The following is a 20,855-nucleotide window of genomic DNA, read 5'->3' as shown; positions in this document are numbered from 1 at the left end:
TTCTCGCTGGCAGAAAAGAAAGTGTGAGAAATTCCTCACCTATCTTTTACTGGCTATATATCCAGTTATTTATTATCATCTTTCCCATTACAAATTTCCCAACCAAAGGAATCTCAAGTGATTGGACGTCTTCGTGGCACTCTAATAGAAAAGCAACCACCAGAACTATTAATTGAAGTTGGCGGCATTGGTTATGAAGTGCAAATGCCTATGAGTTGTTTCTATGAACTACCAAACATCGGTGAAGAAGCCATCATTTATACTCACTTTGTTGTCAGAGAAGATGCACAGCTTCTTTACGGTTTTAATACTGTTAGTGAACGAGCATTGTTCCGTGAAGTGATTAAAGCAAATGGGGTGGGTCCTAAAATGGGCTTGGGTATTCTGTCTGGTATGACGGCATCTCAATTTGTTTCTTGTGTTGAGAGAGAAGATATTTCAACTCTGGTTAAATTGCCAGGGGTCGGTAAGAAGACAGCCGAGCGCTTAGTGGTTGAAATGAAAGACCGTTTGAAAGGCTGGGGGGCAGGTGACCTGTTTACGCCTGCAACTGACGCTGCTCCAATCGATTCTCGACCGAATGTTCAAGAGCAAGGTGCAGAAGACGAAGCGGTAAGCGCTCTGCTCTCACTTGGCTACAAAGCACCACAAGCAGCTAAAGTCGTGTCTCAAGTTGCTAAACCGGGGATGACCAGTGAGCAACTTATCCGTGAAGCATTGAAATCCATGGTTTAGAATGTTTTGTTTATTGCGGACGTGTTTTATCTTAGAAGTGTTGATACATAAGAACGACGAAGAGCAGACGTTAGGAAACTATATATGATTGAAGCTGATCGCCTCATTGCTCCAATGAACCCTTCATTTAAAGATGAAGAGGTGATTGATCGTGCGATTCGTCCTAAGAAATTGGCCGATTATCAAGGTCAGGATCACGTTCGTGATCAAATGGAAATTTTTATCAAAGCTGCGCAAATGCGTAGTGAAGCTCTCGACCATCTGCTGATATTCGGCCCTCCTGGGTTGGGTAAGACCACACTAGCAAATATTGTCGCTAATGAGATGGACGTGAATATCCGCACTACTTCAGGCCCTGTGCTTGAAAAGGCGGGTGACTTAGCGGCACTGCTCACCAATTTGGAAGAAAACGATGTGCTCTTCATTGATGAAATTCATCGTCTCAGCCCTATGGTTGAAGAAGTTCTGTATCCGGCGATGGAGGACTATCAACTGGATATCATGATCGGTGAAGGCCCAGCGGCTCGCTCTATCAAAATAGATTTGCCTCCATTTACGTTAATCGGGGCAACAACCAGAGCGGGTTCCCTGACCTCTCCGCTAAGAGACCGTTTTGGTATTGTTCAACGCCTTGAATATTACAAAATTGCTGACTTGCAACATATTGTGCAGCGCAGTGCCAACTGTCTAGGTTTGTCTATGGATAGCGAAGGTGCGTTGGAAATTGCCCGTCGAGCTCGAGGAACACCTCGTATTGCTAACCGTTTATTACGCCGTGTTCGTGATTATGCGGAAGTGAAGGGCAATGGGCACATATGTGATGACACCGCAGACAAAGCATTGAATATGCTGGATGTAGACAATCAAGGCTTTGACTACATGGACAGAAAGCTGCTTCTAGCTATTATGGAGAAGTTTTCTGGCGGCCCTGTTGGTCTTGATAACCTTGCAGCGGCAATAGGTGAAGAGAAAGATACCATCGAAGATGTTATAGAACCGTATCTAATTCAACAAGGTTATTTACAAAGAACACCACGTGGACGTATTGCTACTGATCGTGCCTATCTGCATTTCGGTTTGGATAAATAAAGTTACAATTGTGTTTGATTAATTTGCGGTCAAACAATTTGTGATAAATATCACAATTCAAAAATCTTAAAAGGTTATAAAGGGTTATCAAAGTTTGTAGGTTTGTTAATCCTTTGTTTTTTTAAGCTCACCCCTTTTTGGTTGTTTTTACCTAATCCTAACAATAAAGTTTGATTTCTGTTGATCTGGGTCATTTTGTTGTTCTGTTGTCTAAAATTCACGCAGTTAACTTGATTTAAGTCAAAGCTTATTTGTCTGAGAAATCTTTTGAAACGTAGGTTTTTTCTCAGTAGTATTAGCTCAAGCTATATTAGCTGTTACTTAACAATTAACTAACCACAAAAGTACATAAATGCAACAACTAGCTGTTAAATAGCAACATCTCGACGCTATCATTAACAGGTGCTGTGTTGTTGTAATATGTCATAAGGTGTCATTCAGCCGGCACAAAGGAGTTACTATGATTGACGTAGTTGATCTGTCGCGGTTGCAGTTCGCACTGACAGCGATGTATCACTTCTTGTTCGTTCCATTGACTCTCGGTATGGCTTTTTTACTAGCCATCATGGAGTCTCTATATGTAATGACTGACAAGCAGATCTACAAGGACATGACTAAGTTCTGGGGTAAGCTTTTCGGTATCAACTTCGCATTGGGTGTGGCAACAGGCCTGACAATGGAATTCCAGTTTGGTACCAACTGGTCTTATTACTCTCACTACGTAGGCGACATTTTTGGTGCACCTCTTGCTATCGAAGCCTTAGTAGCCTTTTTCCTTGAATCTACCTTTGTTGGCTTGTTCTTCTTTGGTTGGGACCGTCTAACCAAGCGTCAACACTTGGCGGTTACGTGGTTAGTAGCACTAGGCTCAAACTTCTCTGCACTTTGGATCTTGATCGCTAACGGCTGGATGCAAAACCCTGTAGGTGCTGAATTCAACTTTGAAACCATGCGTATGGAAATGGTGAGTTTCGCTGAAGTTGTATTTAACCCGGTAGCTCAAGTTAAGTTTGTTCACACAGTAGCTTCTGGTTACACAACTGGTGCAATGTTCATTCTTGGTATCAGCTCATACTACCTGTTGAAAGGACGTGATGTTGCTTTTGCTCGTCGTTCTTTTGCTATTGCTTCATCTTTCGGTATGGCGGCAATTTTGTCGGTAATCGTACTGGGTGACGAATCTGGCTATGAAGTTGGCGAAGTGCAAAAAGTGAAGCTGGCTGCTATCGAAGCTGAATGGCACACAGAACCTGCTCCAGCAGCATTCACCATGTTTGGTCTTCCAAATCAAGAAACCATGCATACTGATTATGCAATTAAGATCCCATATGTAATGGGCATCATCGCGACTCGTTCATTCGATACTGAAGTAAAAGGTCTGCGTGACCTTCGTGATGAGCACGTTGATCGTATTCGTAACGGTATGTATGCATATGAACTTCTAGAAAAACTTCGTGCTGGTGATAAATCATCAGAAAACATGATGGCATTTGATGAAGTGAAAAATGACCTAGGTTATGGATTGCTGCTTAAACGCTATACAGACAAAGTTACTGATGCGACTGAAGATCAAATTCAGGCAGCGGCAGATGACTCAATTCCAACAGTATGGCCTCTATTCTGGTCATTCCGTGTGATGGTGGGTGTTGGCTTTATCATGCTGTTTGTATTTGGTATGGCATTCGTACAGACATGTCGTCAAAAAATTGAACAGAAACCTTGGGTTCTTAAAGCGGCACTGTTTAGTATCCCGCTACCTTGGATTGCAATTGAAGCTGGTTGGTTTGTGGCTGAATATGGCCGTCAGCCATGGGCTGTTGGTGAAATCTTACCAACTAACGTTGCCGCTTCTGCATTAAGTGCGGGTGAAATCTGGACGTCTTTGTTCGCGATTTTGGCTCTGTACACAGTATTCCTGATTGCTGAAGTATATCTAATGGTTAAGTTTGCTCGTAAAGGCCCGAGTAGCCTGAAAACTGGTCGTTACCATTTTGAGCAAGACGCTAACTCTGTAGAAGACAAAGTTAGTCGCCAAGTAGAAGCATAAGCAAGGAGAGAACACATGTTTGATTATGAAATCTTGCGACTAATCTGGTGGGTACTAATTGGTGTATTGCTGGTTGGTTTCGCAATTACAGATGGCTTTGACATGGGCGTTGGTGCTCTAGTCCCTGTTATCGGCAAAAGTGACAATGAACGTCGCGTAATGATTAACTCTATCGCTCCTCACTGGGATGGTAACCAAGTTTGGTTAATCACAGCGGGTGGTGCTTTATTTGCTGCATGGCCTTTGGTTTACGCAACGTCGTTTTCTGGTTTTTATCTCGCGATGATTGTGACTTTGGCAGCGCTTTGGTTGCGTCCGCTTGGTCTTGATTACCGTTCTAAAATTGAAGAACCAAAATGGCGTAATGCATGGGATATCTGTATCTCAATTAGTGGTTTTGTTCCGCCAATCATTTTTGGTGTGGCATTTGGTAACTTGCTACAAGGTGTACCATTCCAACTGAATGAATTCCTGATGCCAACTTACCATGGTTCATTCTTTGGTCTGCTAAATCCGTTTGCACTTCTGTGTGGCCTAGTCAGCTTGTTCATGATCCTTCTGCAAGGCGCTTCTTGGCTACAAATGAAGACCACAGATGCGGTTCATGCGCGTGCGCGTGGCGTGGCACAGATTATGGGTCTGTTAACGACGGTTGCATTTGTTGCGGCGGGCTTCTGGGTTCAAGGTATTGAAGGCTATGTTATTGCTGGTGGCATTGATGGCAATGCAGTGTCTAACCCTCTAAACAAAGAAGTTGTACGTGAAGTGGGTGCTTGGATGAACAACTTTGAGCAATATCCTTTAATGTGGGCTGCGCCTGCATTAGGTGTGGTAATGCCACTACTTGCTGCTTTAGCTTCTCGTTTTGAGAAAGGTGGCTTTGCGTTCTTGGCATCGAGCTTAGGTAACGCGGGTGTTATCTTTACTGCTGGTTTGGCTATGTTCCCGTTTGTAATGCCATCAAGCTTAGATCCGAAGAGCAGCTTAACCATGTGGGATTCTACATCGAGTGAACTGACTCTGAATCTAATGACGGGTGTCGCATTTGTAATGGTGCCAATTATTCTGGCTTACACTTCATGGACTTACTACAAGATGTTTGGTCGTCTTGACAACAAATTCATTGAAGAAAACAAGAACTCACTTTACTAAGGAGCAAAAATTATGTGGTACTTTGCATGGATTTTAGGCGTATTACTCGCTTGTGCATTTGGCATCATCAATGCTCTTTGGCTAGAGCACACTGAAATGATGGATAAAGATAGTGAATAACTTGTCGACTCAGGTTGCCAAGTTCCACTCCCCAATGGATAAAGCCTTATTCAAGGCTTTATCCTTAGTTCTGGGTTTCTACCATCTGTTTTCTATTATGTGGAACCCGGAATCTTACGCTGACAGTATTGGTGGTTTTAATGCCATTGTAGCTCCATTGATTATTTGGGCCATGTGCTCGAGCATGGTGTATGGCGTAGGGTTTAAACCACGTTTTTGGGTTTGGCAGCTATTGTTTAGCCCTTACATGTCACTTCCGATACTGATTATTTTCACTGGGATACGACTTCTCGCTTAAGTGATTGAATTTTCAGTTGGTGAAGAATTAGACGAATTAGCGCTTTCTCTTTGAGGTAGCGCTAATTTTTTTGACACTCTGTTACGAATTACCTCATTCCCCCTTGTACTATCGACAATGAGTTGCGTTATAGTAAAACCTCATTCGGTAAATCAATTAATCCAAAATTATGAAAGCGTTTCATTGGCCAATCACCATTTACTACGAAGATACGGATGCAGGTGGTGTCGTTTATCATTCGAACTACCTAAAATTTTTTGAAAGAGCTCGCACTGAGATGCTGCGTGCAATTGGCGTATCTCAACAAGTATTGTTGGAACAACGCATAGGATTTGTTGTCAGACATGCCGACATCGATTTTATACAAGGTGCTCGATTGGACGATCAGCTTAATGTTGTCACGACTATTTCTGAACTAAAGAAAGCATCGCTAATATTCTGTCAGGAGCTCGTCAATCCTGATAACAAGGTGTTGTGTAAAGCAATAGTTAAGGTAGCATGTATCGACAATGAGAAGATGAGACCTAAGGCCATGCCTCAATTAATTATTTCGGAGTTAACCAACAGTGCAAGCTGATATTTCAATTCTCGACCTTTTCCTTCAGGCCAGTTTGCTAGTCAAAATGGTCATGCTTATTCTTTTGGGAATGTCGATTGTTTCGTGGGCGATGATCATCAAGCGTTACAAAGTTTTGTCGCAAGCCACCAGAGATGCGGAAGCATTTGAAGATAAGTTTTGGTCGGGCACAGACTTAGCCGTTCTCTATCAAGATGTGAAAAAGCGCAAAGATGAAATCATGGGTACAGAAGAGATCTTCTATTCAGGTTTCACGGAATTTGCTCGTCTACGTAAAACTAATGCCGATTCACCAGACTTCGTAATGGAAGGGACTGGCCGAGCAATGCGCGTGTCTGTAGCTCGAGAAGTAGAAGAGTTAGAAGCTAACCTGCCATTTTTAGCAACGGTTGGTTCGATCAGCCCATATATCGGTTTGTTCGGTACGGTTTGGGGTATCATGCATGCGTTTATTGCTTTAGGTGCGGTAAAACAAGCAACATTAGCAATGGTAGCTCCGGGCATCGCAGAAGCGCTGGTTGCGACCGCTATGGGCCTATTTGCAGCGATTCCAGCAGTAATGGCATATAACCGTTTAAGTAACACAGTAGGTAAGTTAGAGCACTCTTACGCAACGTTTTCTGAAGAATTCCATAGTATTTTACACCGTCAAGCAATGGCGGGAAGGGAATAATCAATGGCCGGTTATCAGCCAAAAAAGCGTAAACTCACCGCTGAAATCAACGTTGTACCTTACATCGACGTTATGTTGGTGTTGCTGATCATCTTCATGGTTACCTCACCGTTTGTTACGCAAGGTGTCGATGTAGAGTTACCTAAAACATCAACGGCTAAGCCAGCGTCTGAGATGGCTGGGGATAGTGATGCAAGCTTTATCATTGTAGAAATTGATAAAGAAGGTAACTTAGGCCTGAGCGTCAACGATGAAGAGGTGCAGCGAGGACTTTCGCTACAAGATATTATCGTCAGAGTGAAAGCGGAGCTATCAATAAAGCCAAATTCTCCGGTAGCCGTAGGTGGTGATGCTGCCACACCGTATGCAGAAGTGGTACTTGTGTTAGATGAATTAAGTCGAGCCGGTATACCAAAAGTCGGGTTGTTAACGGATATCAAGGAATAGGCTTAACATCGTTCATGAAAGATCATAAGTCGAATAAGAGTTCATATACCAAGCCGATAGCGATTTCTGTCGGCCTTCATGCCGTTTTGATTGCCGCTTTGCTTTGGGGGACGGACTTCACTATGTCCAAACCTGAACCTTCTGGGCAAATGGTGCAAGCGGTAGTGATCGACCCAAATTTGGTCAAGCAGCAAGCGGATAAAATCCGTAGTCAACGCGAAGCTGCATCTAAAAAAGAGCAAGAGCGTTTGGATAAGCTGCGCAGAGAAAGTGAGCAGTTAGAAAAGAATCGCAAAGCGGAAGAAGAACGCATTCGTAAGCTGAAAGAGCAACAAGCGAAAGAGGCTAAAGCAGCGCGAGATGCTGAGAAGCGTCGTGAAGAGCAAGAAGAGCAGCAAAAGATTGCTGCAGAGAAAGCGCGCGTAGCAAAAGAACAAGCGGCGAAAGCAGAAGCAGAACGTAAAAGCAAAGAAGAAGCGGCTAAGAAAGCAGAAGCAGAGCGAGCAGCGAAAGAGGCCGCGGCAGCGAAAGCAGAGCAAGAAAGAGTAGCGAAGGAAAAAGCAGCTCAGGAAGCTCAAGAAAAAGCGCGTCGTGAACGCGAGGCTGCGCAGAAAGCTGAACAAGAACGAATAGCGAAAGAAAAAGCGGCAAAAGAAGCGGCTGAAAAAGCGAGAATAGAGAAAGAACGGGCAGAAAAAGCAAGGCTAGAGCGTTTGGAACAGGAAAAAGCACTGAACAGTATCTTTTCAGGCTTAGAAAGTGAAGCTCAGCAAAACACCTCGGCTCGTTCACAATATGTAATGAGTGAAGCGGAACGTTGGGGGGCAATATATACCCAGATGATTCAGCAAAATTTGTTACTGGAAGACAGTTTTAAAGGAAAAGAATGTAAGGTGAACTTACGTTTAATCCCAACAGGCGCAGGCGCAATAGTGGGTGAGTTATCGGTTATGAACGGTGATTCGCGCCTATGTTCTGCGACAAGACGTGCAGTAGCGCAAGTTGGAACATTTCCATTACCGAAAGACGATTCTGACGTAGTCGAAAAACTGAAAAATATTAATTTAACCGTAGTACCAGAGTAAAAAGGATAAAGCTTGTGTTTAAGCGATTGATTTTAGGATGTGTACTTGTCATCACAAGTAGTCTGCAATTTGCCAATGCAGCGTTGGAGCTGGTTATTACCGACGGTATTAACTCTGCGCGCCCAATTGCCATTGTTCCATTCAAATGGGAAGGTTCCGCTCCGTTACCGCAAGACGTTTCGGCTGTTATTTCATCAGACCTACAAAGAAGTGGGAAATTCAGCCCAATTCCTACAAGCAAAATGCCGCAAACTCCGTACACTGAAACACAAGTGAAGTTTGATGCTTGGACCAGTATCGGTGTCGATGCGCTGCTGACAGGAAGCATTACCCAAAATGCTGAAGGCAACTATGTTATCAATTATCAACTAGTAGACGTTGTACGTGGGCAACTGACTCAGGGACAAGGTAAAACGTTGAGTTCAGATGGTCAGTTGGTTCTTTCTAAAGATCATGTACTGTTCAACAAGGTGGCGACCGTACCTGCGAAACGACTACGTGAATACGCGCATCGAATTTCAGATCTTGTTTATGAACAACTCACTGGAGAAAAAGGTGCGTTTTTAACTCGTATTGCTTATGTGGTCGTGAACGATAAAGACCAATACCCATATCAGCTACGCGTTGCGGATTATGACGGTTACAACGAAAGACTGGTTCTTCGTTCTAAACAGCCTCTTATGTCGCCTTCATGGTCACCGGATGGCAAAACACTGGCTTACGTTAGCTTCCAAAATGGTCAGGCAGAAATTTATCTGATGAACATTTACACCGGAACTCGTGAAAAAGTGACGTCATACCCACGTCATAATGGGGCACCAAAATTTTCTCCAGACGGAAAACAGTTGGCGTTAGTATTGTCTAAAACAGGCAGTCTACAAGTGTATACCTTGGATTTAGCTTCCCGTAAGCTGACGCAAATAACGAGTGGTCGCTCAAATAACACGGAACCGTTTTGGCATCCGAATGGTGAATCGCTCATATTTACATCAGATCGGGGTGGTAAACCACAGATATATCAAGTAAATTTGTCAGACCGTGCAACGACGCGTTTGACTTGGCAGGGCAGCCAAAATTTAGGCGGTCAGATTACTCCGGATGGTCGATTCCTCGTTATGGTGAATCGTTCAAACTCTGGCTTTAACCTGGCAAAACAAGATTTGGAAACGGGATCAGTACAAGTTCTTACAAAAACTTTGCTTGATGAGTCTCCAAGTATTGCGCCGAATGGTGGTATGGTTATATACAGTTCCATCTACAACAAGACCAACGTATTGTCGATGGTCTCAATAGACGGAAGATTTAAAGCTAGATTACCGGCAACCAACGGACGTGTACGCGCTCCTGCCTGGTCTCCGTTCTTATAGCGAAAAATACAAAATAAAGGAAAACAAGATGCAACTTAATAAAGTTCTTAAAGGGCTACTAATTGCGCTACCAGTACTAGCAGTGACAGCTTGTAGTTCAAGTGATGACGCAGCAAGCAACGCTGGTTCAGAAACAACTAACCAATCAACTTCAGGTTCAGCTAACCAAGTTGACACAACTGTTGTTTCTCCAATGGATCAAAACGGTCAGCTTTCTGAGCAAGAGCTTAAAGAGCAAGCTCTACGTGAAACTTCAACAATTTACTTCGCATTCGATAACGCAACTATCGCTGGCGACTACGAAGAAATGCTAGCGGCTCACGCAGCTTACCTAAGCAAAATGCCAAGCCTTAAAGTAACTATCGAAGGTCACGCTGATGAGCGCGGTACACCAGAGTACAACATCGCACTTGGTGAGCGTCGTGCACAAGCAGTAGCTAAATACCTAGAAGCACTAGGTGTTCAAGCTGACCAAATCTCTATCGTTAGCTACGGTGAAGAGAAGCCTCTTCTTCTTGGCCAATCTGACGAAGTATATGCTAAGAACCGCCGCGCAGTTCTAGTATACTAATTCGGGGATGAACCTCATGTTCAGTAACTTAAAGCGCCTGATCACGCTTACGTTACTGGCAAGTGCAGTGAACAGTTCGTTCGCTGCACCAGCTCCAGTATCTGATCTCAGCAATAATTCATCTAGCCAAGCGTCATCGACTCGTTCTGCGTCTTCAGAATCGGAAGTTCAGCGATTAGAACGTCTGCTTGAAACTCGTGCGCGCCTTCAAGTGCAAATGCAGCAGCAGCTAGACACCATGGCTCTCGAAATCAATGAATTACGTGGGCAGATAGAAAAAAATAACTACGATATGCAGCAGATGTTACAACGCCAAAGGGAGTTGTTTGTCGAACTTGACCGTGTTCGTGGTGAAATGAAAAAACCTGCACCTGCGGCGGCGGCATCTAACGATGAAGACGTTCCTCAAGGCACATTCAGCAGTGATGCAGATGAACAAGCGGCCTATCAAAATGCCGTAGACCTAATTCTGAAGAAACGTGACTACGCTGGTGCGATAGCCGCTTTCCAACAATTCCAAAAAGATTATCCAAACTCGAATTTTGCACCTAATGCGCATTATTGGTTGGGACAACTGTACTTCGCTAAGAAACAAGATAAAGAAGCTGTGACCAGTTTTGCTGCCGTAGTTTCTTACAAAGAATCTAACAAGCGAGCAGATGCTTTAGTGAAGTTAGGCGATATTGCTAAACGAAACAATAATGAAGCGCAGGCTAAAAAGTACTATCAACAAGTGGTTGATGAATACCCAACCAGTGCTTCAGCGAAAGTCGCCAGTGAAAATCTGAAGTAATAAAGCAGATGAATAGAAAAGAGGTTGCCAAACGGTAGCCTCTTTTTTCTTTCACTCTTAGCTAAAGCAACGGATATTGCTGTTGAGCAACAACACTTACTGTCGCTGCGCAAAAGAATCATTTTTGCCTATCTATTCTATGTCGGTGTACAATGCCCGAATTAAAGGAAGTTGCATAGAGCATGAGCAATGAGCCATATATTAGATAAAATCGATACGGTTTACCCATTCCCTCCAAAACCGATTCCATTGTCGGCGGAAGAGAAGCAAACCTACCTTGCGAGTATTAAAGAGCTGCTGAAAGAGAAAGACGCAGTATTAATCGCGCATTACTACACAGACCCAGAAATCCAAGCCCTTGCGGAAGAAACAGGCGGTTTTGTTGGTGATTCTCTGGAGATGGCAAAGTTTGGTAACCGCCACCCAGCAAGCACTTTGATTATTGCTGGCGTACGTTTTATGGGCGAGTCTGCGAAGATTCTTACCCCAGAAAAACGTATTTTAATGCCAACGCTAGAAGCAGAATGCTCGCTTGATTTAGGCTGTCCTGCTGATAAGTTTTCCGAGTTTTGCGATGCGCACCCAGACCATACTGTGGTTGTGTACGCGAACACTTCTGCTGCTGTAAAAGCGCGAGCTGATTGGGTAGTGACGTCGAGTATTGCACTTGAGATCGTAGAGCAACTTGAATCAGAAGATAAGAAAATCATCTGGGGACCAGATCGCCATCTTGGCTCTTATATCGCGAACAAAACCGGAGCAGATATGCTGCTTTGGCAAGGCGAGTGTGTGGTACACGATGAGTTTTCAGCAGATGCACTGAAGAAGATGAAGAGCCTTTATCCTGAGGCGGCAATTTTGGTGCACCCAGAATCACCTTCAAGTGTAGTTGAACTGGCGGATGCAGTAGGCTCTACCAGCCAGTTGATCAAAGCAGCCAAAGAACTCCCTCATCAGAAAATGATTGTCGCAACAGACAAAGGCATTTTCTTTAAGATGCAGCAGTTGGTCCCTGAGAAAGAATTGATTGAAGCGCCAACAGCAGGTGCAGGTGCGACTTGTCGTAGTTGTGCGCATTGTCCTTGGATGGCAATGAACGGCTTAAAAGCGATTGAAAAAGCGTTAAAAGATGGTGGCAGCGAACACGAAATTTTTGTTGATGAAGAGTTACGTGTTAAGTCTTTGATCCCATTAAATCGTATGTTGGATTTCGCAGAGCAGCTTAATATCAAGGTAAAAGGTAATGCTTAAGCGCAGCTACCAACGAATTGATACATCAATCAAAATGAAAGAAGCCAGCATAATGCTGGCTTCTTTGTTTCTTATAGAAGATAACGACTACTGAGCTTCCGCGAGAGCAACACCGCGCTGAGTTAAGCCGCATAGCATGACCGGAATCGCTGCGTAGATCTCTTCAAACTGATCTAAGCCTTCCATACCTTGTTCATTTAAAGTCGTCAGCGCTGTCTCTGGATCGTAAAGCATGCTGAGAGAAAGCAGAACACCACCCAGCAGAGCATTGTCTTGACTCTCTTCTGGCATTAGCACTTCCCAATCATCACGAGCAAGCTGCCAACCCTGCAATACACCTTCACAGAAATCACGTACTGAATCGGTAACGATTTCTTCTTCGTCAAGGTCATAACCTTCAGGCCAAACCCAGGTACCTTCTAAAAATGAAGAACGATACTGGTTCCACATATCAATGATATGTTGGATGTATGTTTCTAGTTGTTCTCCATCGCTAAAAGGTGCAACTTCTTCACCACCCCAAAGGAAAGGTAACCATTCCTGCGGCGGAAGAATGTTTGGCGCACAGGCCATTGCAGCTACAAAGCCACGTGACTTAGCTTCGTTAAGCAACTTATCTTCAAATTCAGGTTGGGTAAGGATATCGTGTAAGGTCAAAATAAGGTTCCATACTTTACTGCAAAAATTAGCACTATCTTACCCTTAACCGCCTTTTGATGCGAGTTCACAGAGGGACCCGTTTTTTAACAAACAAAATGCGGTTTGGATTAACATTTACAGTCCTTTAGTAGGTAAATTCTCATATAATTTCACTATACTGTCGCTAAAGGATTTTTTATCAAAGGCTTATGGAAATACGTTCATCATTAAAGCGCAAGAGCATGTTCGCTCTCATCGTGTATTTGTGCTTTTTCCTAGCCACGATTGGCTCGCTGACTTACCTGGCTGTGGATTCCCCTTTCCGAAAAGAGTTGAAGCAGTATTTGGACTTGCGTGCTGAGCTACTTTCGTCACAAGTTTTAGATCCTCTCAATCGTTCAGTGGGCGTTCTGCAAAGTATTGTTAGCATCGCTCAAGCATCAGAAAGCCAAGAAGAGGCTTCACGTATGCTACGTTCGATATTTTCTACGGTTGATGACGTTGTCATCAGCGGTGGCATTTGGCCAAAGCCTTTCAGCGTCGACCCTTATGTGAAGTACAAAGGTTTGTTCTTCAACAGAGCAACCGATGGCAACATTGATCAGCTCTATTCTTGGAACAATCCTGAAGCAGGCGGGTACGACAGCGAAGTTTGGTACGTCTCAGGGATGGAAGAACCTAGCGGTAGCATATTTTGGTCTCCTGTTTATGTGGACTCATTCACTCAGATCCAAATGATTACTGTGACTTCGCCGTACTATGTAAACGGCGAATTTGCTGGTGTAGCCACAGTGGATCTCTCTTTACAAAGCCTGACTGAATTGATTTCGCTTCATGCCGAGAGATATCAACTCGGCGTTTCGCTAAAAGATTCATTCGGATCGACCATCACAGAACACAACTTCCGCTTACGCGATGGTGCGTATGTCAGTAAATACACCTTTGGTGACTTTAATTGGAAGCTCGATGTCGTGAATTCGCATCGCTTGGTCGACGATGATGTCTATGACTTAGTGATGAGTGTGGAGAAGGGGATTCTCCCACTTTTACTCTTCTGTCTGATGTTCGGTTACTACTTAATTAATCGCTATTTGATTAATCCGATTGTTGTGATTGCGCAGAAAGTCGATGATTCCAAAGAAGGGGGCATCATTGATGTTCCTTACAACAGCCAAGATGAAATTCGCTATTTGATTGATACCTTCAATCAGAAAACGGTGTATTTGGAAGCGGAAAAAATCAAAGCGCAAGCTTCGACAAAATCGAAAAGTATTTTCCTTGCCACTCTGTCTCATGAGATCCGCACGCCAATGAACGGTGTGCTTGGTATGGCTCAGATACTGCTGCGTGGAGACTTAAAACCTCAACAACGTAAACAGTTGAAAAGCCTGTATGAGTCCGGCGAACACATGATGTCACTGCTCAATGAGATGCTCGATTTCTCTAAGTTCGAACAAGGGCATATGGAGCTTGATAACAGTAAGTTCCCACTTGAATTCATTATTGGCAGTGTCACCAGTGTTTACTCCTCCCTTTGCCACGAGAAAGGTTTGCAATTTAAGGTGCACTCAGAAGTGCCTGCAAATCGCTGGTACTATTCCGATAAGGCGAGAATTCGTCAGATTCTGTTTAACTTATTAAACAATGCGGTCAAATTTACCTCGCGTGGTTTTGTGGAAGTGTTTTTCAGCGAAGTGAAGCTCGATGGCCAGCTTTATCTCAGTATTAGAGTCCGTGACACTGGTATTGGTATCGAGAAAGCGGCGCAGGAGAAAATATTCCGACCATTTGAACAGGCCGAATCTTCAACCACCCGACGTTTCGGTGGCACTGGCCTAGGCTTAGCGATTGTTAAGCAGATCGCTGAACTTATGGAAGGAACGGTTTCTGTTAACAGTAAGGTGGATATTGGCACCAGTTTTCAAGTGAATTTAAAAATTGACGTTTGTGAGCCTGAACTGGTCGAGGGTAACCATTCACGTCATTTGAGTTATTCTGGTTTGAAAGTCTTGATCGTGGAAGACAACCGCACCAACACCATGATCATCGAAACGTTTATGAAAAATAAAGGTTTTGAATGTGAATGTGTTGAAAATGGTGAACTTGCAATACAAGCGGTTGCGAATGGGCAATTTGACCTCATTCTTATGGATAACCACATGCCAGTCAAAGACGGTGTCGAAGCAATACATTCAATCCGTCAACTTCAAGGCCCTCAATCTCAAGTTCTGATCCTTGGCTGTACCGCAGATGTGTTTAAAGACACAAGGGAAAGCCTGTTGAATGCCGGAGCAGACTCGATAGTCGCGAAACCTATCAATGCAGGTGAGCTGGATGATGCTCTCTATAAGCACATCAACAAGCTTTACCAGTACCATTCAGAAATGCCTAAACTCACTTTTAGTGGCAGCGCTGAGGAGCTGTTAGTAAAACTCTATATCGCCATCGAAAATAAAGCAGTCGGTGAAGCGTTAGAGATAGTTGAGTTATTAGAAAACTCCTTGGATCTGCCTAGTGATAGTCAACTGGTAACGACGCTGGCATCGGTAAAATCTCATCTAGAAGAAGGGGAGCTACCGCCTAAAGCTTCTATCGATTTATTAACCATATTACTGTCAGATTTTTAAATCATTAGAAGAATCTAAAGGCTTAAGTTTCACAACTTTAAGCATAGATGAATCATTTGTTATAACGGTGTGAAATAAGAGAGAGATGCTACTTTGCATTTCATTTATGGTTGTTTATTTAGCAACTGAATAAAAATACGAGATCAAAAACTATATAAGTTGTGCTCTAATGGCGCCATCAACTGCCTGATCTTTTGATGGTGGTGATATGTGTTATGAGAGCGCTAATTTTGCAGTTTATTATCTTGTGAGGACATAAATGAAAGCTCGTGGCCCTTTTTGTATACGTCATGCTGCTGCGGACACTTTTGCAATGGTTGTTTTCTGCTTTGTATCGGGGATGATTATTGAGATCTTTATCTCTCAGATGACATTTGAACAGTCACTAGCGTCGCGAACCTTGTCTATCCCCGTAAATATCGCTATCGCTTGGCCTTATGGTGTGTTTCGAGATTTTATGCTGAGACAGGGGCGCCGTATTTCAGAAACCAGTTTGATGAAAAACGTGTCCGATCTCGTGGCTTATGTGCTTTTCCAATCACCAGTATATGCTGCAATCCTATACACAGTTGGTGCTTCAACAGACCAAATAATGACAGCTGTTGCGAGTAACGCTGTGGTTTCTTGTGGAATGGGTGTGATTTATGGCTATTTCCTCGATATGTGTCGTCGTTGGTTTAAAGTGCCTGGCTATTACCGTGCGATGTGATACAGCTAAATAAAACACAGTTGTAGGGAAAACATTCAATTTAGCCAATTAGTAAGCAAATAACTTAGTTAGAACGCTTTTTTTGGGATTTTTCCTTGACGATCATTAGCTGAATCATTAAATTAGCGCCTCGTTAGCCGTTATGGTTAACCTCCGGTGAGTTGTCCGAGTGGCTTAAGGAGCACGCCTGGAAAGTGTGTATACGGCAACGTATCGAGAGTTCGAATCTCTTGCTCACCGCCAAATTAATGTTAAAAGACGCCTTATGGCGCCTTTTTTCTTATCTGAAAAAGAAAGGTACGCATTGCGTACCTTCTTTGTATCTAGCCTTTAGAGTTGCTTAACCTAAAAACGATATGTAGCCCTGTAGGATGATCAGGTTAACTATGTCGATGAAGAATGCTCCGACAATAGGAACCACCATGAAAGCCTGTGGTGACGGTCCAAAACGATTAACGATAGAACCCATGTTCATCACCGCTGTAGGCGTTGCTCCTAAACCAAAGCCACAGTGTCCCCCTGAAATAACCGCCGCGTCATAGTTGCTACCCATGACTTTAAAGGTCACATAATAGGTAAATACCGCAAGCATGGCTGACTGAACCGCCAAAATGACCAAGAACGGAACAGCAAGGTCGAAAATGTTCCACAGTTTAAGACTCATTAGCGCCATGGCTAAGAACAAGGCTAAGGATACTGTACCCAACATATCGATGGTTTCAGCGTCTAGTTTTCGGATTTTGGTGACTTCTAAGAAGTTGGTAATGATCACACCAATAAACAAGGCGTAGACAAAGTCGGGGATCATTAGCCATGAGATTTCATAAGAACTGACCCACTGTTCTAAATACTTCGCTCCTGTTACACAGATAAGCAGAAAGAACAGTTTTTCTATAACTTTCTTCGCCGTCACCTTGTCTTCTTCATACTCATTGTAGGTAACCAGCTCTGGGTACTTCTCGTGTGTTTTTGAACCTCTGCCATACTCAGACTCAATGTTGTTCTTTTCCACCAGACGTTGAGCAACAGGGCTACCGATTATACCGCCGATGATCAGACCAAAGGTAGCCGATGCCATAGCGATTTCGAGAACGTTATCCATGCCATAAACATCTTGGAAAGTCTGAGACCATGCTGCACCCGTACCGTGTCCGCCGGACAAGGTGATTGAACCGGCTATTAAGCCCATTAGTGGCTCTATTCCTAAAGCCGATGCCATTGACACACCCACAGCGTTTTGAATGATGATATAGACGGAAGCTACAGCTAAGAAAATAAATACTTTCGCTCCGCCTTTTATCAACTGTGTATAGTTGGCAGCGAGACCAACCGTGGCGAAGAACATCAACATAAAGGTGTTTTGTAGCGGTAAATCAAATTCCAAATCGACGCCGTAAAAATGCAGGATTGTGATAGCACAGGCGATGATCAGGCCGCCAACAATTGGCTCTGGAATGTTAAACTTGTTGAGAATCGGCAATTTAGCATTAATGAAATGCCCTAGGAAAAGTACACTGATGGCTACTAAAAATGACTCAAGCGCACTTACTGAAATCAAATGATTCATATTGCCCCTTATTCGTGGTTATCTTCATCGTTCTTAAGGTGAGAGTGTTATGCGACTTATAGATTAATGACAAGCCCTCACAGGCTTTTTCAGAAAATATTTACAGAATATAGCGAAATTATTGAAGTTATCTTTGTTTATTGAAGTTATAGCGAAATGGATTCCAGCCAACCGGAAGATACTAAAGTAATGACCACATACCTTTGACAGAGAGATGTCAAATTAAAAGCCCCAGCGTTTAATACTAGGGCACTGCAAAGTATAAAAAACTTTTACTGACACATAATTCTTATTGGGTTGTCTTTTCCCATAAAAAACCGTTGAAGCGATAGCTAACACTATTTCCTGTAGTGATTACATCGCCAGAACCATCGTGATAGACAGTCGAACTGTATGTTGCACTAGCCTTAAAGTTAATGACTTTTCCTGTATCGACATCAGTACTTGGAAGTGTAAATTCAGAACGCCACACCCCATCATAAGTGGTTACATTAATCACATCATATTCACTCAACCAAGTAGAAATTTCATCGTCAAATGAGCTCATGCTAGTAGCACTTGCGACGTTCAAGATAAACTTATTTAACACCACTGATGACATTTGTAATGAATTGTCTGAGTAGAAAGAGACATAGACATCCGTCTCAGGAATCTCGGTAAAGGTAACAGTAAAATCTGAACCAGATTTGGTTACAGTGGCAGATAGATCTTTCGTAGATAGAAGTCTAACTGAAATTTTGTCAGCCGACTCGCTCAATCCAAGTTTGAAGGTATAAGTGAGATTTGCTGTTTTTTCGTACTGCTGAATAATCGTGTCTGACAGTATTAGTTTGTCACCATAAGTCGGTAGATATCTGTTAACGACTTTTTCGCCGAACATGTCATCCACACCATTACTTGAAGCCCATCCGCTATCATGCGTAAAGCCGTAGTTGTGGTACAACTCATGGACGAAGGCTTGCCAGCTTGCCATCTGACTAGACACGGATTCACTATGAACGTTACCGATCAAAGTTGGGTGCATCCAGATGTTCATATTGCCGTTTTTGGTCGAACTGGTGAAGTTTAACGAGGTTAAACTTCCTAAGCCCCATACATCGGTGTCTATCCAGATACGTGAATTCATTCCAGAAACTGATTTAGCGTAATAAGTATCGGCTGCGTAGTTTATTACTGATTCACCGTAGCTACTGCAATCACTGTTATCGCTGCAGATATCCGTGAGATGGGCAGTGACTTCGGAAAGTGTACTTGGTGCATTAGTCATAAAGCGGTCGTACATTTGTACACGTTCGCCAGTGAGACGCTGTTCACTGTTGGAGTGAACAGAATTAGGGTAGTTTTCTAGCACCACGGAAGATTCATACTCAAACGTGGAGTTGGCGAGAGGTGTTTGGTTAAGTAGGTAGTAGCCGTCCCATTCTGAACCAATATTACCCTTAGAGTATTTCGGTAATGTACTGCTCAATGTTACCCAATGTGTATTTGAGCCATTTGTTAGGGTCAATTGGTCAATTTCATAAGGGGTGTTATTGATAAGCTCACCAGCAGTAATGACGATGTTGTTTAGGTCAACAATGCTTGGTTGCGAGACTGACACAATGGATTGAATGGTAACATTTGTGGTGCTTATCAGATCCATAGATGCTGCAGAAAATGCGACTTCGTTGGTTTTAACGTTATTTATGGTTGTAATATCATCACTGACTTCTTGACTGGTATCTTTTTTATCTTCTGAACACCCGAAAAGGGCAATCAAAATTGAAATGGCTATCAGCTTTTTCATTATAAAACCTTTTATTTTTATAATTATTAATAAGTTATCGATTGGCCAATGTATGGACAGGTAGATTTTATGTGGCCTGTTGGAATGTTATTGAATACATTGGTATTTATTGGTTAAGGATATTACCACTGTTAATGTTTTTTCTCTAGAAAGCTCGAATAAACAATGGGAGTAGTGTCATGGTTAGTATAAATAGGTTGATGATTTATTTACTTTGTTTTTATTTGATTTAAATATTTATTGATGGATTCTATCTGTTATATTTTTACTCATTATTAATTGGGTATATTTAGAAAAAATAATGGACAAAAATGACTTACTTATCGAGCTGGAACAAAATCAATGCCTAGACTTGATAAAGCTATATCAAGCAAACCCTTCCCAACATTTTTACACTCTGGTTGAGCAGCTTTATACATTACGTGATGAGCACGAGCTAACTACACGAATTTCTAGATTTAAAACCGATGTTGAGAAACTCACTCAATCGCTTAATGATTTCAATGTTGCTCCAGAGCAGTTTAAGCAGATAGCTCAGTCGCTCGATCTTAATCAACGTACTCAAAAGGTGATCCGATTTATGCAAACCCAAGATAACCACATAGCTTTTGCAAAACCTGTCGATCTGGTGATGTATGGTGATTCCATAACAGAGTGGGGGCCTTGGCATGATGGTATTCAAGGAGTGACGTTAGCAAACCGTGGTTTGAGTGGCGACACAACGGATGGAATGAAGTATCGAATCGAAAGCACCACCGTCTGTCAGCCGAAACTCATCTGCATGATGGCTGGAATTAATGATTTGTCTCAAGGCTATAGTGTTGACGAAATTATGGAGAACTATAGCCAGATGCTGAACTACTGGCATCAGAGAGATATCGAGGTATGGGTACAGTCGACGTTATTTGTTGGTCAGCGACTAAACGAGTTAAATCCTCTGGTGGCACAGTTAAACCAAGGACTCATTAAACTGTGTAACAATACTGGAGCAAAGTACATCGATCTGAATGCGGTCATATGCCCGGAAGGTTTCTTGCCATTAACTTGCAGTGCCGATGATCTTCACCTTAACTCATATGCGTATGGAAAGTGGCTATCACTATTAACGCCAATGCTGGACGATTATTTCAAGCATGTTTAGCAATGAATTCAGAATGAAGTTACCTCTGTGTTGGACGTGGATAGAAGGTATTAGCTAATTAAAAATTTGCAGCAGTCTCTAACTTCGGTGACTCGGATTTATCACAATTGAGTAATCAAAGATTTCATCGATTTTTCGGTTAATGCTCTGTGTAATTATCCGGTTTTTCTATTAGTTAACA

General features: G+C 42.8%; 20 protein-coding genes and 1 tRNA gene. 18 read left to right on the top strand and 3 right to left on the bottom strand.

Going from position 1 to position 20,855, the window contains the following annotated elements:
* Positions 1 to 117 precede the first annotated feature (117 nt).
* The 14 genes from ruvA (at position 118) to nadA (ending at position 12,205) form a co-directional block, all read left to right on the top strand.
* Entirely contained in the window at positions 118 to 735 is a 618-nt protein-coding gene (ruvA, locus tag HKI82_RS06480) for a Holliday junction branch migration protein RuvA (RefSeq protein ID WP_042486627.1), read from the top strand.
* Between the two features lie 84 nt (positions 736 to 819).
* Positions 820 to 1,824 (top strand): Holliday junction branch migration DNA helicase RuvB, encoded by a 1,005-nt coding sequence (gene ruvB / locus HKI82_RS06475; protein ID WP_171137526.1) that lies wholly within the window; start codon positions 820 to 822, stop codon positions 1,822 to 1,824.
* A 460-nt stretch (positions 1,825 to 2,284) separates the two neighbouring features.
* Positions 2,285 to 3,871, top strand: coding sequence for a cytochrome ubiquinol oxidase subunit I (gene cydA / locus HKI82_RS06470; protein ID WP_102940628.1), 1,587 nt, complete (start codon positions 2,285 to 2,287; stop codon positions 3,869 to 3,871).
* 15 nt (positions 3,872 to 3,886) lie between these two features.
* The gene (gene cydB / locus HKI82_RS06465; RefSeq protein ID WP_102940627.1) at positions 3,887 to 5,023 is read left to right on the top strand and encodes a cytochrome d ubiquinol oxidase subunit II; all 1,137 of its coding nucleotides are present in this window, start codon (positions 3,887 to 3,889) and stop codon (positions 5,021 to 5,023) included.
* A 12-nt stretch (positions 5,024 to 5,035) separates the two neighbouring features.
* Complete coding sequence (cydX, locus tag HKI82_RS06460) at positions 5,036 to 5,143, top strand: cytochrome bd-I oxidase subunit CydX (RefSeq protein ID WP_000270285.1); 108 nt, start codon at positions 5,036 to 5,038, stop codon at positions 5,141 to 5,143.
* The gene (gene ybgE / locus HKI82_RS06455; protein ID WP_102940626.1) at positions 5,136 to 5,441 is read left to right on the top strand and encodes a cyd operon protein YbgE; all 306 of its coding nucleotides are present in this window, start codon (positions 5,136 to 5,138) and stop codon (positions 5,439 to 5,441) included. The genes cydX and ybgE overlap by 8 nt, the downstream gene beginning before the upstream one ends.
* A 169-nt stretch (positions 5,442 to 5,610) precedes the next feature.
* On the top strand, positions 5,611 to 6,018 hold the full coding sequence (gene ybgC / locus HKI82_RS06450) for a tol-pal system-associated acyl-CoA thioesterase (RefSeq protein WP_102940625.1): 408 nt from the start codon (positions 5,611 to 5,613) through the stop codon (positions 6,016 to 6,018).
* A complete protein-coding gene (gene tolQ, locus HKI82_RS06445; RefSeq protein WP_102940624.1) occupies positions 6,008 to 6,691 on the top strand; it encodes a protein TolQ in 684 nt (227 codons plus the stop codon). The genes ybgC and tolQ overlap by 11 nt, the downstream gene beginning before the upstream one ends.
* A gap of 3 nt (positions 6,692 to 6,694) precedes the next feature.
* On the top strand, positions 6,695 to 7,138 hold the full coding sequence (tolR, locus tag HKI82_RS06440) for a protein TolR (protein ID WP_102940623.1): 444 nt from the start codon (positions 6,695 to 6,697) through the stop codon (positions 7,136 to 7,138).
* Positions 7,139 to 7,152: 14 nt separating this feature from the next.
* Positions 7,153 to 8,223 carry a cell envelope integrity protein TolA gene (gene tolA, locus HKI82_RS06435; protein ID WP_171137525.1) on the top strand — a complete coding sequence of 357 codons (1,071 nt, stop codon included), beginning with the start codon at positions 7,153 to 7,155 and terminating at the stop codon, positions 8,221 to 8,223.
* 14 nt (positions 8,224 to 8,237) lie between these two features.
* Positions 8,238 to 9,590, top strand: coding sequence for a Tol-Pal system beta propeller repeat protein TolB (tolB, locus tag HKI82_RS06430; protein ID WP_171137524.1), 1,353 nt, complete (start codon positions 8,238 to 8,240; stop codon positions 9,588 to 9,590).
* A gap of 28 nt (positions 9,591 to 9,618) precedes the next feature.
* On the top strand, positions 9,619 to 10,161 hold the full coding sequence (pal, locus tag HKI82_RS06425; RefSeq protein WP_042486596.1) for a peptidoglycan-associated lipoprotein Pal: 543 nt from the start codon (positions 9,619 to 9,621) through the stop codon (positions 10,159 to 10,161).
* Positions 10,162 to 10,177: 16 nt separating this feature from the next.
* On the top strand, positions 10,178 to 10,954 hold the full coding sequence (ybgF, locus tag HKI82_RS06420) for a tol-pal system protein YbgF (protein WP_102940620.1): 777 nt from the start codon (positions 10,178 to 10,180) through the stop codon (positions 10,952 to 10,954).
* Between the two features lie 189 nt (positions 10,955 to 11,143).
* A complete protein-coding gene (gene nadA, locus HKI82_RS06415) occupies positions 11,144 to 12,205 on the top strand; it encodes a quinolinate synthase NadA (RefSeq protein ID WP_102940619.1) in 1,062 nt (353 codons plus the stop codon).
* 87 nt (positions 12,206 to 12,292) lie between these two features.
* Here nadA and HKI82_RS06410 read toward each other — a convergent pair whose 3' ends face one another.
* Positions 12,293 to 12,865, bottom strand: coding sequence for a UPF0149 family protein (locus HKI82_RS06410; protein ID WP_171137578.1), 573 nt, complete (start codon positions 12,863 to 12,865; stop codon positions 12,293 to 12,295).
* A 188-nt stretch (positions 12,866 to 13,053) separates the two neighbouring features.
* Between HKI82_RS06410 and HKI82_RS06405 the strand changes: the two genes are divergently transcribed.
* From HKI82_RS06405 to HKI82_RS06395, 3 genes are all read left to right on the top strand, one after another.
* A complete protein-coding gene (locus HKI82_RS06405; RefSeq protein WP_206361832.1) occupies positions 13,054 to 15,471 on the top strand; it encodes a hybrid sensor histidine kinase/response regulator in 2,418 nt (805 codons plus the stop codon).
* A 259-nt stretch (positions 15,472 to 15,730) separates the two neighbouring features.
* A complete protein-coding gene (locus tag HKI82_RS06400; RefSeq protein ID WP_042486582.1) occupies positions 15,731 to 16,180 on the top strand; it encodes an L-alanine exporter AlaE in 450 nt (149 codons plus the stop codon).
* 155 nt (positions 16,181 to 16,335) lie between these two features.
* Positions 16,336 to 16,423, top strand: a tRNA-Ser gene (locus HKI82_RS06395).
* 97 nt (positions 16,424 to 16,520) lie between these two features.
* On the opposite strand, the gene gltS is transcribed toward HKI82_RS06395, so the two are convergent.
* On the bottom strand, positions 16,521 to 17,747 hold the full coding sequence (gltS, locus tag HKI82_RS06390; RefSeq protein ID WP_102940618.1) for a sodium/glutamate symporter: 1,227 nt from the start codon (positions 17,745 to 17,747) through the stop codon (positions 16,521 to 16,523).
* 289 nt (positions 17,748 to 18,036) lie between these two features.
* Positions 18,037 to 19,533, bottom strand: a complete 1,497-nt coding sequence (locus HKI82_RS06385; RefSeq protein WP_102940617.1) for a hypothetical protein — start codon at positions 19,531 to 19,533, stop codon at positions 18,037 to 18,039.
* Between the two features lie 301 nt (positions 19,534 to 19,834).
* Between HKI82_RS06385 and HKI82_RS06380 the strand changes: the two genes are divergently transcribed.
* Positions 19,835 to 20,674 carry an SGNH/GDSL hydrolase family protein gene (locus HKI82_RS06380; protein WP_102940616.1) on the top strand — a complete coding sequence of 280 codons (840 nt, stop codon included), beginning with the start codon at positions 19,835 to 19,837 and terminating at the stop codon, positions 20,672 to 20,674.
* Positions 20,675 to 20,855: the final 181 nt, after the last annotated feature.

Origin of the sequence: Vibrio plantisponsor, from assembly GCF_013041605.1 — a bacterium.
GTDB classification, from domain to species: domain Bacteria; phylum Pseudomonadota; class Gammaproteobacteria; order Enterobacterales; family Vibrionaceae; genus Vibrio; species Vibrio plantisponsor.
The sequence above is the reverse complement of the archived record's forward strand: the minus strand, read 5'-3'. Positions and strand labels throughout refer to the sequence as shown.

Coding starts and splice junctions, on each gene's coding strand:
- ruvB (WP_171137526.1), top strand. CDS start 820: ATGATTGAAGCTGATCGCCTCATTGCTCCAATGAACCCTTCATTTAAA.
- cydA (WP_102940628.1), top strand. CDS start 2,285: ATGATTGACGTAGTTGATCTGTCGCGGTTGCAGTTCGCACTGACAGCG.
- cydB (WP_102940627.1), top strand. CDS start 3,887: ATGTTTGATTATGAAATCTTGCGACTAATCTGGTGGGTACTAATTGGT.
- cydX (WP_000270285.1), top strand. CDS start 5,036: ATGTGGTACTTTGCATGGATTTTAGGCGTATTACTCGCTTGTGCATTT.
- ybgC (WP_102940625.1), top strand. CDS start 5,611: ATGAAAGCGTTTCATTGGCCAATCACCATTTACTACGAAGATACGGAT.
- tolR (WP_102940623.1), top strand. CDS start 6,695: ATGGCCGGTTATCAGCCAAAAAAGCGTAAACTCACCGCTGAAATCAAC.
- tolA (WP_171137525.1), top strand. CDS start 7,153: ATGAAAGATCATAAGTCGAATAAGAGTTCATATACCAAGCCGATAGCG.
- pal (WP_042486596.1), top strand. CDS start 9,619: ATGCAACTTAATAAAGTTCTTAAAGGGCTACTAATTGCGCTACCAGTA.
- ybgF (WP_102940620.1), top strand. CDS start 10,178: ATGTTCAGTAACTTAAAGCGCCTGATCACGCTTACGTTACTGGCAAGT.
- nadA (WP_102940619.1), top strand. CDS start 11,144: ATGAGCCATATATTAGATAAAATCGATACGGTTTACCCATTCCCTCCA.
- HKI82_RS06405 (WP_206361832.1), top strand. CDS start 13,054: ATGGAAATACGTTCATCATTAAAGCGCAAGAGCATGTTCGCTCTCATC.
- HKI82_RS06400 (WP_042486582.1), top strand. CDS start 15,731: ATGAAAGCTCGTGGCCCTTTTTGTATACGTCATGCTGCTGCGGACACT.
- gltS (WP_102940618.1), bottom strand. CDS start 17,747: ATGAATCATTTGATTTCAGTAAGTGCGCTTGAGTCATTTTTAGTAGCC.
- HKI82_RS06385 (WP_102940617.1), bottom strand. CDS start 19,533: ATGAAAAAGCTGATAGCCATTTCAATTTTGATTGCCCTTTTCGGGTGT.
- HKI82_RS06380 (WP_102940616.1), top strand. CDS start 19,835: ATGGACAAAAATGACTTACTTATCGAGCTGGAACAAAATCAATGCCTA.